Below are 13,852 nucleotides of genomic sequence, written 5' to 3'. Positions count from 1 at the left end.
GCTCGGAGCCGGGCCCGGAGCGGTCGCGACGGCGTTCTCCGTGTTCTCCGTGTTCTCCGCGTTTCCTGCGTCCCCTGTATCTCCTGCTTCTCCCGCGTCTCCTCACCCACGGTGACCCCCGCCGTGACCCGGGTCCGCCGCAACCCGCGGCGGGACATAAGCTGGTGAGGTGAGCGAGCGTGACGACATCTACCGCACCTCGACGTGCACCACCTCGGTCTCCCGACCGACGAAGGAGCTCGCATGACCGTCGCCCCCGAGGGGCGGAAGCTCCTCCGCCTCGAGGTCCGCAACGCCGAGACCCCCATCGAGAAGAAGCCCGACTGGATCAAGACCAAGTTCAGGGCGGGTCCGAACCACACAGAGCTCCGGGCGCTGGTCAAACGCGAGGGGCTGCACACGGTCTGCCAGGAGGCCGGGTGCCCCAACATCTCCGAGTGCTGGGAGGACCGCGAGGCCACCTTCCTCATCGGCGGTGACCAGTGCACGCGGCGGTGCGACTTCTGCCAGATCGACACCGGCAAGCCCAAGGAGTACGACACCGACGAGCCGCGCCGCGTGGCCGACTCCGTGCGGCAGATGGGGCTCAACTACGCGACCGTGACCGGTGTCGCCCGCGACGACCTGCCCGACGGCGGCGCCTGGCTGTACGCCGAGACCGCCCGGCAGATCCACGCGCTCCTGCCCGGCTGCGGCGTCGAGCTGCTGGTGCCCGACTTCAACGGCGACCAGGCCCAGCTGGAGGAGGTGTTCTCCTCCAGGCCCGAGGTGTTCGCGCACAACATCGAGACCGTGCCGCGGATCTTCAAGCGCATCCGGCCCGCGTTCCGCTACGACCGGTCCCTGGGAGTGATCACCAAGGCCCGCCAGGCCGGTCTGGTGACCAAGTCCAACCTCATCCTCGGCATGGGCGAGGAGCGCGAGGAGATCGTCCAGGCCATGCGCGACCTGCACGAGGCCGGGTGCGACCTGCTCACCGTGACCCAGTACCTGCGACCCACCCCGCGCCACCACCCCGTCGAGCGCTGGGTGAAGCCGGAGGAGTTCGTGGAGCTGCAGAAGGAGGCGGAGGCCATCGGGTTCGCCGGGGTCCTCTCCGGGCCGCTGGTCCGCTCCTCCTACCGGGCGGGCCGCCTGTACAAGCAGGCCGTCGAGGCCCGCCAGCACGCCTGAGACCCTCCCGGAAAAGCACATCTGAGCCCCTCCCGGAAATCCGTGGCGAACGGAAGGACCCCGCTCCCGGGCGGGGTCCTTCCGGTTCTCCGCCCCCGGCCCCCGTGGCCGGGCCCGCGCGACGGGCCGCCCGGCCCCGGCGAACACGTACGGTCACGATCCCCCTCCCGCCCCCGGTGCCGGGACCGGAGCGCGGCAGGTCACGTTTTCACTTCTTGAGCCCTGGATTTGTATCCTTCAGAACATGGCCAAGAAGCCCGAAGACTCAGAGCGCCCGGGGCGCATCAAGCAGCTCCGCATGATCGCGAAGATCATCAAGGAGGCAAACCCCAAGGGGATGCCGATCGTCTACGCCTCGGCGCTGGGCACGCTCGCGCTGTGCGTGGTGATCGGCCTGGTCACGGGCTGGTTCTGGTATCTCCTCTTCATCGGGATCATGCTGGCCCTCACCGTCGGGCTGGTGGTTTTCGGCCAGCTCGCCCAGCGGGCCCAGTACTCCATGTTGCACGGGCAGGTCGGCGCCGCCGCCGCGATCCTGCAGGGCATGCGCGGCAACTGGGAGGTCACCCCCGCCGTCGCCGTCACCCGCGACCAGGACATCGTGCACCGCGTGGTCGGCTACCCCGGCATCATCCTGGTCTCCGAGGGGCCGGGCAGCCGCGTGCAGAAGATGCTCGTCGCCGAGAAGAAGCGCGTCCAGCGGGTCGCGCTGGACGTCCCCGTCTACGACGTCCAGTCCGGCGACGGCGACGGCCAGATCCCGCTCGCCAAGCTGCAGCGGCATCTGATGAAGCTGCCCCGCAACCTCAAGAAGCCCGCCCTGTACGAGATCAACAACCGGCTGAAGGCGCTCCCCCAGACGCTCCCGATGCCCAAGGGCCCGCTGCCGCGCGGCGCGAAGATGCCCCGCCCGAAGATGCGCTGATGAGCCTCGCCGGGGTGGGCCGCCACCGGGTGGACGCCGCGGCCACCTCCCGGGCCAACCGCGGCTGGTGGGACGGCGCCGCCGACGAGTACCAATCGGAGCACGGGGAGTTCCTGCGCGACGCCGGGTTTGTCTGGGGCCCCGAGGGCCTCGACGAGGCCGACGCCCGCCTGCTGGGCGACGTCGCGGGCAAGGACGTGCTGGAGATCGGCTGCGGCGCCGGGCAGTGCGGGCGCTGGCTGGCCGGGCAGGGCGCCAGGGTGGCCGCCTTCGACCTGTCCTTCCGGCAGCTCCAGCACTCCGGCCGGATCGACCTGGAGGCCGGGTCCGCGCTGCCGGTGGTCCAGGCGGACGCGGAGGTGCTGCCCTTCGGCGACGGGACGTTCGACCTGGCCTGCTCGGCCTACGGCGCGCTGCCGTTCGTGGCCGACGCCGGGGCCGTCCTGGCCGAGATCCACCGGGTGCTGCGCCCCGGGGGGCTGCTGGTCTTCTCGGTGAGCCACCCGGTCCGCTGGGCCTTCCCCGACGACCCGGGCCCCGCCGGGCTCACCTCCGACCGCTCCTACTTCGACCGTTCCGCGTACGTGGAGATCGGCGAGGACGGGCGGCCTTCCTATGTCGAGCACCACCGCACGATGGCCGACTGGGTCGGGCTCATCACGGCGTCGGGGCTGACGCTGCGGGGGCTGACCGAGCCCGAGTGGCCGCCGGGCCACGACCGCGAGTGGGGCGGCTGGAGCCCGCTGCGCGGCCACCACCTGCCCGGCACCGCGATCTTCACCTGCGCGCGGTAGACGACCGGCGCCCGGCGGGCACTCCGCGTACGGTGAACGACCCGCGCGGCGGGCACTCCGCGTACGGTGAACGACCGGCGCGCGGCGAACGACCCGTGCACGCCAAGACGTCCCACGCACAGCAGGCACCCCGCGCACGGGCAGGCGTGCGGTTGGACGAGCGGTCCGCCCCGCCGGGTGGACCGGCGGGGCGGACCGCTCGCGTCGGACGGCACCCGGCCAACGGCACCCGGCTAGCGGTCGCCACCGGCGTTCAGGACGAGCCCGCCGAGGGTCTCGAAGGTGCCGAAATCCCCGCCGGAGACGAGGTTCTTGGTCACGGCGACCGCGATCCCGGTGGCCGTGTCGGCGTACGCGGCCGACCCGCCGCTGCCCGCCATGCCGAACAGGGTGGGGCTGTCGAGGAGCTCGGTGGCGCCGAGGGCGTACCCGAGGGACCTGGTGGCCGGGAAGGCGGTGACCTCGTCCATGCCGGCGAACTCCACCGCGGTGATCTCGCGGAGCCGTTCCGGCGAGACGAGCCGGACGCCGTCCACCTCACCCAGCAGGGCGGCGTACATGCGGGCCACGGCGCGGGCGGACATGGTGCCGCCCGCCGGGATGTCGGAGGTCAGCACGTCGGCGCGGTTGCCGAAGGCCGCGTCGGGCATCGCGGCCATCGGTGCCGCCGTGTAGCCGTCCACGACCTTGAAGAACGGGATGTCCGCGAACATCGTCTCCGCGGACATCCCCTCGGGCATCTCGAAGTCGTTCGGCGCGTCCTCCAGGCGGGCCAGCCTGCCCAGCTCGGACCCGGGGACGGCGAAGTACAGCTCTTCCGCCACCCCCAGCGGCCCGGCGACCTCCTCCCGCAGGACGTGGGAGATCGGCGTGCCGGTGGCCCGGCGGACGATCTCGCCGACGATGTAGCCGAACGACTGGGGGTGGTAGCCGCTCCTGGTACCCGGCTCCCACCAGGGCGTGGCTCCGGCGATCGCCGCGCACATCCCCTCCCAGTCGCACAGGTCCTCCGGGGTGGTGGCCACCGGTACGCCCGGCACGCCCGCCGAGTGGGTCAGGGCGTGCCGCACGGTCGCGCGCTCCTTGCCGTGCGCGCCGAACTCCGGCCACAGCTCGGCGATCGGCGTGTCGTAGCCGAACAGGCCCCGCTCCACGAGCACGTGCGCCACGGTCGAGGTGACGCCCTTGCCGGTCGAGGCGCTCCAGAACGGCATGTCCGGCGTGACGGGACGCCCGGTGGCCGGATCGGCGACGCCCGCGACGACGTCGACCACCAGCTCGCCGTGCCGGTACGCGGCGACCTGCAGGCCCCGCTCGGCACCGGACTCCACGAGCTTGTCGGCCGCCTCCTGGACCCGCTTCTGCATGTCGTTCACGATCTTCCCCTTCGTAATGATCCGCGATGAGATGTGTGCCCGTATGACGGTGAGGCGCCGGGAAAGGAATCGGTCCGGAGAGGGGAAATCAGCCCGGATTCCCGGGACGGGGAATCGGCCCGGGACGGGGAATCGGCCCGGATTCCCGGGACGGGAGATCAGTGCCGCGAGGGTCGCCGGGAGATCGCGAGCAGGACGGCGGGCTCCCGCCCCGGATTGCGCAGGGCCCGCACCGGCAGCCCGTCCAGCCACAGCACGTCGCCGCGCCGGAAGGCCCGGTGATCGCCGTCGGAGCGGACCAGCTCGATCCGCCCGCGCTCCAGCAGGACGATCGCCCCCCGCCACTCGGCCTCGTCGTGGACGCGCGAGCCGCCGGGCTCGACGACGATCCTGCGCACGTCGAACGACGGCCCTGCCCGCCCGGGAGGTGAGGGGACCGGGCCCTCCCCGGCGCCCACCACAGCCTCCGCCAGGTCCTCACCGTCACCTGTAACAGCGCCTGCCGGGTCCTCACCCGCACCCCTCACAAGGTCCGCCGGATCCTCAGCGACGCCCCTCACAGCGTCTCCCGGGTTCTCAGCGGCGCCCCTCACAGCGTCTCCCGGGTCCTCACCGGCGCCCCTCACAGCGTCTCCCGGGTCCTCACCGGCGCCCCTCACAACGTCTGGGGAAGGCCGAAGGCCGGGAAGATCTCGGCGCCGAAGGTCGTGATCTGGGTGACCAGCCCGTCCTCGACCCGCAGGACACCGAGCCACGAGCCCTGGTACTCGGACTCGCCGGCACGCCTGACGTACGCCGCCGCCGCGGGCTGCCGGTTGGCGCGGGTGGGCAGGACGCGCCAGTCCCCCCACGCCTCGGGGCCGACCATGGCCGGGCGCCACGCGTCGACGATCGCCGGCCCTCCCAGGATCCAGATCGGCGCCGGAGGCATCGACTGCCACGCGTCCGCGCGCAGCACCCCGGCCAGGACGGCGGGATCGGCCTGCTCGACGGCGTCGATGTAGCGCTGCAGCACCGCGCGTTCCTCACCGGTCGGATCCTGGGAGGGCGCCCACTCCAGCCGCCGCGCGGGCAGGTTCTCCCGCATCGTCGACCGCGCCCGCTGCAGGGTGCTCTTCACCGAGACGACGCTCACCTCCAGCAGCGCGGCGGCCTCCTGCGCCGACCAGCCGAGCACGTCGCGCAGGATCAGCACCACCCGCTGCCGGGGAGGCAGGTGCTGGATGGCGGCCATGAACGCCAGCTCGATCGTCTCCTTGGCGACCACGGCGGCGTCCGGCTCGGCCCCCGCGGGCGCGGCGGGCTCCAGGAGCCGGTCCGGGTAGGGGCGCAGCCAGAAGACCTCGGTCGGCGACGGCGACGACACCCCTGCGGTGGCCAGCACCGGCGCCTCGCGCGGGCGCGGGCGACGCGGGTGGCGGTCGAGGAAGTCCAGGCACGCGTTGGTCGCGATCCGGTACAGCCAGGCCCGGAACGTCGAGCGCCCCTGAAAACTCCCCCTTTTGCGCCAGGCGCGCAGGAACGTCTCCTGCACCATGTCCTCCGACTCCTCGAACGAGCCGAGCATCCGGTAGCAGTGCACCCGCAGTTCCCGCCGGTACCGCTCCGCGAGCGCGCCGAACGCCGGCTCGTCACCGGCCAGCGCCGCGGCCAGGACCTCGCCGTCCTCCGCCACGTCCCGGCCTGTCTCGTCCCTGGTCACGACCTCATACCTCCCGATACCTCCCGTACGGCGTCCCGCCCGGCGCGGCCGCCCCCGGTATGACGGCCACCGGCCGGAAAAGGAATCGGTGCCATCGCCTCTCCCCACCCGGACCCCGGACTCCGGAAACGGGCAGGGACGAGGGTAGTGCGGGCGCGATCACGAGCGCGGGACGGGCACCGGGCGGACGAGAGCGGACTCGATCGCGAGCGCGGAGCGGGCCCCGGCGGGCGGGTGAGAACGGGAAGCGGGAAGCGGGGCGCGAGGCCGGCTCAGAGGCGTACGACCACGGTGTTCGCCGCGCGGTCGTGCAGGCCGCGCTGGTCGCGGTCCCAGACGAGGGCGGGCACGGCCAGGCAGAGCAGGAAGGTCCGCACCAGCACGGCGACGAACCCGGGGGCGCCACCGCCGAGCGCGGCGACCCGGACGCCGAGCAGGCGCATCCCGAAGGTCATCCCCATGGTGCCCACCAGCAGGAGGTATTCGGCGGCGAGGATCAGGACCGGCACCCAGGGCGCCCTGGCGGGGTCGATCCGCAGGAGCCCCTGGGTGATGGCCCAGGTGCAGATCAGCCAGTCGATCACGATGGCGCCGATCCTGCGGCCGAACCCGGCCACCGAGCCGCTGCCCTCCCGGGGCAGCCCGAGCCGCTCCCCCGGGTAGCCGAGATCGACTCCGGCGGACCTGACGCCGCCGAGCCAGGTCTGGGTCCAACGCGGCTGCTTGCTGCTCATGCCCCAACGGTAGCCGTCCGGGACGCCGCCCTCGCATCCGCCCGCGTCCCGTACCGGTCATCGGCTACCGGCGTCACGTGAAAGCCATGGATCATGTTGTGCCGACCCCCTCGCGATCACCCCCGGAGAATCCGTGTCCGACATCGACGACATCGACGAGCGTTTCAAAGCGCTCACGGCCCAGATCGACGAGCGGGAACGGCGGCGGATCAACAAGGCCGCCGGGCGGGAGTGGGCGCGGCATCCCCGCCTCCGGCGGCGCCGGAGGCTGCGGAACGCGGCGATCGCCGTGGCGGTCCTGGTCGCGGCGGCCGGGATCCTCGTCTCCTACCGGCCGGACGTCGTCGACCAGATCCGTACCGCCGTCTCCAGACGGCCCCCGGGCCCTGCGGCAGGAGAGACCGACGAAACAGCCGGGACAGCCGGGACGAACGAGCCCGCCGAGACGGCGCGAGCGGAATCGGGGAAGGCCTCACCCTTCGACGGCTCGCCCGCTCAGGGGTACGCCGACGGCGCCGAGGGGCTGGTCATGCCACCCGCCAGGGCGGTGGGCGGACTGGGCCGCACGGAGGTGTCCGCCGCTCTGCGGCACGCGAGGAACCTCCTCACGGCCTCGCACCTGGACGAGAAGGTGCTGATGGGCGGCAGGCCGGAGAAGCTGATCCGCCTGCTGGACCCGGAGCAGCGCACGCCGTTCGTCAAGGGGCTCAAGAAGCCGGAGAGGAAGAAGGGGTATCACAGCCGCCAGTGGACGACGAGCCTGGCGCCGGGAAGCGCCGAGCTCGTCACCCGGACCGTCAAGGTGGACGGCGAGACCCGGCTGTCGGCCTTCGAGGAGAACGGCCTCAGGGGCGTCCGGGTCAAGGTCAACTACCTGTTCGTGTACGCGATCCGGCGGCCGGACCGTCCGGACACCGTGACGAGGCTCGTCGCCCACAACGTCGGCGTCGTGCAGGCGTGGCGGGACGGTGACCGGCTGCGCTTCTGGGTGAACGAGTGGAACGGCGGGGGTGTGGCCCCCTCGCGGTGCGACATAGACGACGGCTTCGTCCACCCCTTCTATCCGGACTCGTCGAACGACGTGAAGACGACCGGTCCCGCCGTGGATCCCTACTCCCGAGCCGAGGACGACACGCCTCCGGGAGCCTGCCGGAAGCTGACGTCGGGGACGTGAAACTCGGGTAAAGGAAAGACCCGCCATACCCGTCCTTAGCGGACTTGAGGACTACCGTGGAGGCGACGTTCGCTTAACACGGGTGAAACAAACGAGACACGGGGCGGTAACGGCACAGGCATACTTTCGGGCTGTTAGCCCGTCCCATGGGAGGTTCGCGTGTTCAACTCCGCCGACGACGTCCTGAAGTTCATCAAGGACGAAGGGGTGCAGTTCGTTGACGTCAGGTTCACCGACCTGCCGGGGACGACGCACCATTTCACGTTCCCCTCGGAGAACTTCGGGGCCGGCGTCTTCACCGACGGCCTCATGTTCGACGGCTCGTCGATCCGCGGGTTCCAGGCCATCCACGAGTCGGACATGCTGCTGCTGCCCGACCCGTCCACGGCCGTCCTCGACCCGTTCCGGCAGCACAAGACGCTCAACATCAACTTCTTCGTGCACGACCCGCTGACGGGCGAGGCCTACAGCCGTGACCCGCGCAACGTCGCGCGCAAGGCGGAGGAGTATCTCAAGGGCACCGGCATCGCCGACACGGTCTACTTCGGCCCCGAGGCCGAGTTCTACATCTTCGACGACGTGCGGTTCGAGACCAACGCCCACTCGAGCTACTACCACATCGACTCGATCGAGGGCGCCTGGAACAGCGGCAAGGCCCAGGACGGCGGCAACCTCGGGTACAAGCCGCGCTTCAAGGGCGGCTACTTCCCGGTCCCGCCGATGGACCACTTCACCGACCTGCGCTCGGAGATGGTCCGCAAGCTGATCGACGCCGGGATCGACGTCGAGATGCAGCACCACGAGGTGGGCACGGCCGGGCAGGCGGAGATCGACTTCCGCTTCAACACGCTGCTCAAGGCCGCCGACACCCTGATGCTGTACAAGTACATCGTCAAGAGCACGGCGCTGGAGCACGGCCACACGGTCACCTTCATGCCCAAGCCGATCTTCGGTGACAACGGCTCCGGCATGCACTGCCACCAGTCGCTCTGGAAGGACGGCGAGCCGCTCTTCTACGACGAGGTCGGCTACGCGGGCCTGTCCGACACCGCCCGCTACTACATCGGCGGCCTGCTCAAGCACGCCCCGTCGCTGCTGGCGTTCACCAACCCGACGGTCAACTCCTACCACCGCCTGGTGCCCGGCTACGAGGCCCCGGTGAACCTGGTCTACTCCCAGCGCAACCGCTCGGCGTGCATCCGCATCCCGATCACGGGCTCCAACCCGAAGGCCAAGCGCATCGAGTTCCGGGTCCCCGACCCCTCCTGCAACCCGTACTTCGCCTTCGCCGCCCAGCTCATGGCGGGCATCGACGGCATCCGCAACAAGATCGAGCCGGTCGAGCCGGTCGACAAGGACCTCTATGAGCTTCCCCCGGAGGAGGCCCGCAACATCCCGCAGGTCCCGGGCTCGCTCGACGCCGTGCTCGCGGCCCTGGAGGCCGACCACGAGTACCTGCTGGAGGGCGGCGTGTTCACGCCGGACCTGATCGAGACCTGGATCGCCTACAAGCGCGAGAACGAGATCGACCCGATCCGCCTGCGCCCGCACCCCCACGAGTTCGAGCTCTACTACGACGTCTGACAGCCCGGTTTTCCGGCCTCTGCGATCTTCCCGGAAATGGGCGCTGAGCTGGGAAAAGCTTGTCGTTAGTTGTCGTTGTTGAGCAACGTCGGCCGGAACAGAACGGCCCGGCACCGTAAATCGGTGCCGGGCCGTTCTGCTCTGTTGGGGAGTGTTGATCTCGCTCGGCGGGGCGACAATGCCCTGCTGCAACGTGGGCCACGTCGCAGACCGACGCCTGCCGCTCATCTCGCCCTGAACTGCGTCCCCTTCTCCGGACCACCGCGGATGCTTCCACCGGTCCAGGGCTGTGCCTATGCTGCTGAAGGTGACGTCCACAGAGCATGAGATCACCTTCCGGACTCTCGACGGCCAACAGCTCGCTGGAACGCTCGTCACACCAGATGGACCGCCAGAACACGCCGTCGTCCTGGTTCACGGCGGCGGGGTGACGCGTCACGAAAGCGGCTTCTTCACCCGGATGGCCCGCGGACTGAGCGACCACGGCTTGGCATCGCTCCGCTTCGACCTGCGCGGCCACGGCGAGAGTGAAGGCAGACAAGAAGAACTGACCCTCTCGACCATCCTCAACGACATCCGCGCCGCGCTACGACAGCTCCGCGAGACGACCGAGGCCCCCAGACTCAGCCTGCTCGGCACGAGCTTCGGCGGCGGCATCTGCGGATATTACGCCGCCCACCGGCCCGACGAAGTGTCCCGGCTGGTACTGCTCAACCCCCAGCTCGACTACAAGAAGCGCACCATCGACAGCCGCCCCTACTGGCACGACGACTATCTAGATGAAGACGTCGCCCGCCAGCTCACCGAGCAGGGATCCATCACCTTCACCCCCACTCTGCGCCACGGCCGACCACTCCTCAACGAGGTCTTCTGGCTGCAGCCGCACACCATCCTCGGTTCCATCAGGGCCCCGACCCTGATCGTGCATGGCACCAAGGACACTCTCGTGCCGATCGAGTCCTCTCGAGCGGCCGTGCCCCGGTTCACCGCCCCGTGCGACCTGGTCGAGGTCGAAGGCTCACAGCACACCTTCGCCGTCCACGATGACCCGCAGTATCACAACCCCCGAAGCCAGGCATGGCAGACCGCGGTGATCCGAACGGTCGCCGAGTGGCTGCGGGACGGACGCCTACGCGACAGGACGATCAGCTAAGAAGTCTCGCAGGGCGCGCACCTGCGGCCGACGCCGCCAGCGGTCCATCGACTCCACCACATCGCCCAAGACCGTGATCGTCCGCCACGAACGAGTAGCCCGCGCAACGCGCGCCGCTGCGAGCCCCAGGGTGGCCGCCTGATCGGGTTCGCCGATCAGGGCCAGACCGGCCGCGTGACGGGCCTGGAAGTAGCCGACGTCGCGATATGACAGGCTGCCGCCGGCGATGATCGACTCAAGGATCTCGGCCGCCCTGGCGGGCTTGCCCGCCTCGGTGAAGCACGCGCTGCTGCGCAGCAACAGCACGTGCTCCGTGAAGGAACTGCCGAGTGTCCCCGGCTCCTCCGATACGCCGGGCAGCAATCCGCGCGCTTCGTCGAGCTTCATCTCGACCTCGCGCACCGGGTCCCCCATCATGGCCAGTCCCAACGCCTGCTGCTGCAGCACTTCTGCTCGCACCCCGATCGGGAGCCGCGTGCTGCTGTGCTGCGCCGCTTCCGCCAGCGTCAGCACCTTCAAGGCGTCCTGCCGGTCATAGGCGAGTTGAGATTTGCGTAGCAACACATAGCCTTGCATGGGGCTGTCGTCGGCTTCCTGCGCCCACTCGACCGCCCGGTCGTACCAGTACGTTGCCGTGGGCAAATCCCGTAGATCGCGGTACAACCAGCCGATGAATTCGGCGGCCTCCGCTCCCACCGTCAGCAGTTGCCCCCGAATCTGAGGGCGAACTTCGCGGACGCAGTGCTGCACGACCGTGATCACGGCCCGCACTCCAGGCAGAGCCGCTGATGATCCGAGAGTGCCATCCTCCGCCTTGCTTGCGTCGAGCCGGAGGCGTAGCTCCTTCACCACGGACCCACCCACGTAGCGACGAGGATCCGTCATGACCTCCTCGGCAGGTGGTAGTGCCTCCATGCTTGCCGCCGGCCAGACAACGGCGCACTGTCTGCGGTCAGCCAGGGTTACGAGTTGACCGTTCGCCCTGAGAGCCTTGTCAAGTGCCGTGGCGACCGTCATGGTCGGTGACCGTCGTCCGCTTTCGAGATCGGCGATGTAGCTCTTGCTGCAGTGGGCTATACGAGCCAGCTCGCGGAGTGACATTCCGGCACGTAGACGTCGAAGCACCTCACCGAACGTTTCAAAGCCCACGTGGTGCTCCTTGCCGTGTCCGCACAGTGGTGTCCGCAGACTCGCGGACACCCTGCGGACAGTCCACGCCTAGACCCTGTAGTGGTGCCGACAACGCTATCCCCAAGGGCTGCTTCTACCAGCGCCCTCACGACAAAAAACGGCCCCGGCCCCCGGCGCGACGAACACCGAGGGGAGTTCCGGGGCCTTGATCAGGAATCGAGGTCCTGACCCGTGAAGAAGCGTAGAGCCATGATGCCCGAGTCCACGAGCCACACGATTCCGGGCTGGCGACTGATCCGTAGTGACCGGGGCCGCTTCTGGGCCTTCCGCGAAAGGGCGTTCCCCCAGGAGGGGTTGCTCGCTGGAGCCAAACCCGACCTGGACGCCGACACCTTCGACGACCTGAGGGCCGCGGCCGCCCGGCAGGAGGAGATCGCCGAGCAGGTGGTCTCGTGGCCAGGCAGCCCCGCGCACCCGGACGGCGTCGCGCCGGCCTGCCCCCACCCCCGTCTGTCTATCGCCGTCCGTGGCGAAAGACAGCGCCTCCATCGAGCTTCCTCAGTGATCGGCTCCGTACCTCCAGAGAGGGATTACCTTGACAAATGCGACTGCTGACCGCGCCGCCGAGCTGCGCGACAAGCTCGCCGACGAGCTCGTCTCCGCCGGGCACATCACATCAGCCCGGGTTGAGGCCGCGTTCCGCGCGGTGCCCCGGCACGCGTTCGTCCCGGACGGCACCCCGATGGAGGTTGCCTACAACGCCGATGAGTCAGTGGCGATCAAGACCGACGGGCGTGGAGTGCTGGTCTCCTCGACCAGCGCAGCGTTCCTCCAGGCGCGGATGATCGAACAGGCTGGGATCCAGCCGGGCATGAACGTGCTCGAATACGGGAGCGGCGGCTACAACGCCGCGCTCCTGGCCGAGATCGTCGGCCCCGATGGGCGTGTGGTCAGCGTGGACATCGACCAGGACGTGACCGACCGGGCTTCTGCTGCCCTGGCGGCCACCGGGTACGGCAACCGGGTCAGGGTCATCCTGGCCGACGCCGAGCGCGGTGTGCCCGACCTGGGAGTGTTCGACGCGATCATCGTGACGGTCGGCGCTTGGGACATCCCGCCGGCCTGGCTGGAGCAGCTGGCCGAGGACGGCGTGCTCGTCGTGCCGCTGCGGATGAACGGCGTCACGCGCTCGATCGCGTTCCACCGCGAGGCCGGCCACCTGGTGAGCGACTCCGCCGAAGTGTGCGGATTCGTTGCGATGCAGGGCGAGGGGGAACACATCGACCAGATATTCCGGCTCCCCGACACCCATGGCCACCACATCGACCTCCAGTTCGACGACGGGGCGCCAGAGAGTCCGGGTCTGCTCGACGGTGTTCTGGCGAGCGGGCGCACCGAGGCGTGGTCCGGCATCACGATCGCGAACGGAGTGTCGTTCGCCGACTTGCACCTGTGGTTCGTGTCCTTTCTGCCCGGATTCTGCAGGGTCGCCGCCGAGCAGGGAACGGACCTGGCCGGGGAGCGCGGTACCTGGTTCCCCTTCGGAGTCGTACGGGGTGACTCATTCGCCTACCTGGCGATACGCCCGGCCGCCGAGGGTGCCGGGTTCGAGTTCGGGGCGCGCGCCTACGGATCGCACGGCCAGGAGGCCGCGACCGCGATGGTCGAGCAGATCCAGGCGTGGGACCACAGCGCCCGGAGCGGCCCGGCTCCCACGATCGCCTTCTGGCCGACCGGCACCGCCCCTCGGATACCCGATCGTGCGGCGGTTCTCGCCAAGGCCCACGGTCTGGTCACGATCTCCTGGCCCGCGATGAGTTGAGCGACTCGCGGATCAGGATGCACCACACCCAGCCCTCTAGTTAAGGAACGTGTCCGATGTCCTTGCTGATCCCCGAGGCCCCGACCCTCGACGAGACCCTGCCCCTGTCCGATGACGAGTTCGTGCTGGACATGCGCGTGGTGGAAGCCACCACGCCGCTCGCGGTCATGGCGTGCAGCACCGGCGACGGGTGCGGCAGCACTTGCAGCGGCTCGGCGTGCGCCACCAGCTCCAACGACCCGTCCTGACCCCTTCTGCCACCGGCGCCCGCGGTTCGGGCGCCG

General features: G+C 70.0%; 14 protein-coding genes. 9 read left to right on the top strand and 5 right to left on the bottom strand.

The window, feature by feature from the left end; translation table 11 throughout:
* The first annotated feature begins 243 nt into the window (after positions 1-243).
* The 3 genes from lipA (at position 244) to ABT053_RS20980 (ending at position 2,892) form a co-directional block, all read left to right on the top strand.
* Complete coding sequence (gene lipA / locus ABT053_RS20990; protein ID WP_350970770.1) at positions 244-1,173, top strand: lipoyl synthase; 930 nt, start codon at positions 244-246, stop codon at positions 1,171-1,173.
* 244 nt (positions 1,174-1,417) lie between these two features.
* Entirely contained in the window at positions 1,418-2,098 is a 681-nt protein-coding gene (locus ABT053_RS20985; protein ID WP_329092721.1) for a DUF4191 domain-containing protein, read from the top strand.
* Positions 2,098-2,892, top strand: coding sequence for a class I SAM-dependent methyltransferase (locus tag ABT053_RS20980; RefSeq protein ID WP_350970769.1), 795 nt, complete (start codon positions 2,098-2,100; stop codon positions 2,890-2,892). Before ABT053_RS20985 ends, ABT053_RS20980 begins: the two co-directional genes overlap by 1 nt.
* Positions 2,893-3,125: 233 nt before the next feature.
* On the opposite strand, the gene ABT053_RS20975 is transcribed toward ABT053_RS20980, so the two are convergent.
* From ABT053_RS20975 to ABT053_RS20960, 4 genes are all read right to left on the bottom strand, one after another.
* On the bottom strand, positions 3,126-4,259 hold the full coding sequence (locus tag ABT053_RS20975; protein ID WP_350970843.1) for a serine hydrolase domain-containing protein: 1,134 nt from the start codon (positions 4,257-4,259) through the stop codon (positions 3,126-3,128).
* A gap of 167 nt (positions 4,260-4,426) precedes the next feature.
* Positions 4,427-4,726 (bottom strand): hypothetical protein, encoded by a 300-nt coding sequence (locus ABT053_RS20970; RefSeq protein ID WP_350970768.1) that lies wholly within the window; start codon positions 4,724-4,726, stop codon positions 4,427-4,429.
* 197 nt (positions 4,727-4,923) lie between these two features.
* On the bottom strand, positions 4,924-5,970 hold the full coding sequence (locus tag ABT053_RS20965; RefSeq protein WP_350970767.1) for an RNA polymerase subunit sigma-70: 1,047 nt from the start codon (positions 5,968-5,970) through the stop codon (positions 4,924-4,926).
* Between the two features lie 272 nt (positions 5,971-6,242).
* Positions 6,243-6,704, bottom strand: coding sequence for an RDD family protein (locus ABT053_RS20960; RefSeq protein ID WP_350970766.1), 462 nt, complete (start codon positions 6,702-6,704; stop codon positions 6,243-6,245).
* A gap of 133 nt (positions 6,705-6,837) precedes the next feature.
* Between ABT053_RS20960 and ABT053_RS20955 the strand changes: the two genes are divergently transcribed.
* The 3 genes from ABT053_RS20955 to ABT053_RS20945 all read left to right on the top strand — a co-directional run bounded on the left by ABT053_RS20955 (position 6,838) and on the right by ABT053_RS20945 (position 10,615).
* Entirely contained in the window at positions 6,838-7,878 is a 1,041-nt protein-coding gene (locus ABT053_RS20955; RefSeq protein WP_350970765.1) for a hypothetical protein, read from the top strand.
* Between the two features lie 159 nt (positions 7,879-8,037).
* Positions 8,038-9,462 (top strand): type I glutamate--ammonia ligase, encoded by a 1,425-nt coding sequence (glnA, locus tag ABT053_RS20950; RefSeq protein WP_329092704.1) that lies wholly within the window; start codon positions 8,038-8,040, stop codon positions 9,460-9,462.
* 295 nt (positions 9,463-9,757) lie between these two features.
* On the top strand, positions 9,758-10,615 hold the full coding sequence (locus tag ABT053_RS20945; RefSeq protein ID WP_350970764.1) for an alpha/beta hydrolase: 858 nt from the start codon (positions 9,758-9,760) through the stop codon (positions 10,613-10,615).
* Here the strand turns inward: ABT053_RS20945 and ABT053_RS20940 are convergent.
* A complete protein-coding gene (locus tag ABT053_RS20940; protein WP_502991823.1) occupies positions 10,592-11,740 on the bottom strand; it encodes a helix-turn-helix domain-containing protein in 1,149 nt (382 codons plus the stop codon). The two genes, ABT053_RS20945 and ABT053_RS20940, sit on opposite strands and share 24 nt — an antisense overlap.
* 237 nt (positions 11,741-11,977) lie before the next feature.
* On the opposite strand from ABT053_RS20940, the gene ABT053_RS20930 reads away from it, so the two are divergent.
* Genes ABT053_RS20930 through ABT053_RS20920 form a run of 3 tightly spaced genes read left to right on the top strand, consistent with a single transcriptional unit; the run spans position 11,978 to position 13,816 of the window.
* The gene (locus ABT053_RS20930) at positions 11,978-12,361 is read left to right on the top strand and encodes a hypothetical protein (protein WP_350970763.1); all 384 of its coding nucleotides are present in this window, start codon (positions 11,978-11,980) and stop codon (positions 12,359-12,361) included.
* Entirely contained in the window at positions 12,342-13,568 is a 1,227-nt protein-coding gene (fxlM, locus tag ABT053_RS20925) for a methyltransferase, FxLD system (protein ID WP_350970762.1), read from the top strand. The genes ABT053_RS20930 and fxlM overlap by 20 nt, the downstream gene beginning before the upstream one ends.
* 56 nt (positions 13,569-13,624) lie before the next feature.
* Positions 13,625-13,816: an FxLD family lanthipeptide gene (locus ABT053_RS20920; protein WP_344916650.1), complete on the top strand. Its 192-nt coding sequence runs from the start codon at positions 13,625-13,627 to the stop codon at positions 13,814-13,816.
* Positions 13,817-13,852: the final 36 nt, after the last annotated feature.

Source organism: Streptosporangium sp. NPDC002524, assembly GCF_040295985.1.
Classification (GTDB): Bacteria; Actinomycetota; Actinomycetes; order Streptosporangiales; family Streptosporangiaceae; genus Streptosporangium.
The sequence above is the reverse complement of the archived record's forward strand: the minus strand, read 5'-3'. Positions and strand labels throughout refer to the sequence as shown.

Coding starts and splice junctions, on each gene's coding strand:
- lipA (WP_350970770.1), top strand. CDS start 244: ATGACCGTCGCCCCCGAGGGGCGGAAGCTCCTCCGCCTCGAGGTCCGC.
- ABT053_RS20985 (WP_329092721.1), top strand. CDS start 1,418: ATGGCCAAGAAGCCCGAAGACTCAGAGCGCCCGGGGCGCATCAAGCAG.
- ABT053_RS20980 (WP_350970769.1), top strand. CDS start 2,098: ATGAGCCTCGCCGGGGTGGGCCGCCACCGGGTGGACGCCGCGGCCACC.
- ABT053_RS20975 (WP_350970843.1), bottom strand. CDS start 4,259: ATGCAGAAGCGGGTCCAGGAGGCGGCCGACAAGCTCGTGGAGTCCGGT.
- ABT053_RS20960 (WP_350970766.1), bottom strand. CDS start 6,704: ATGAGCAGCAAGCAGCCGCGTTGGACCCAGACCTGGCTCGGCGGCGTC.
- ABT053_RS20945 (WP_350970764.1), top strand. CDS start 9,758: ATGCTGCTGAAGGTGACGTCCACAGAGCATGAGATCACCTTCCGGACT.
- ABT053_RS20920 (WP_344916650.1), top strand. CDS start 13,625: ATGTCCTTGCTGATCCCCGAGGCCCCGACCCTCGACGAGACCCTGCCC.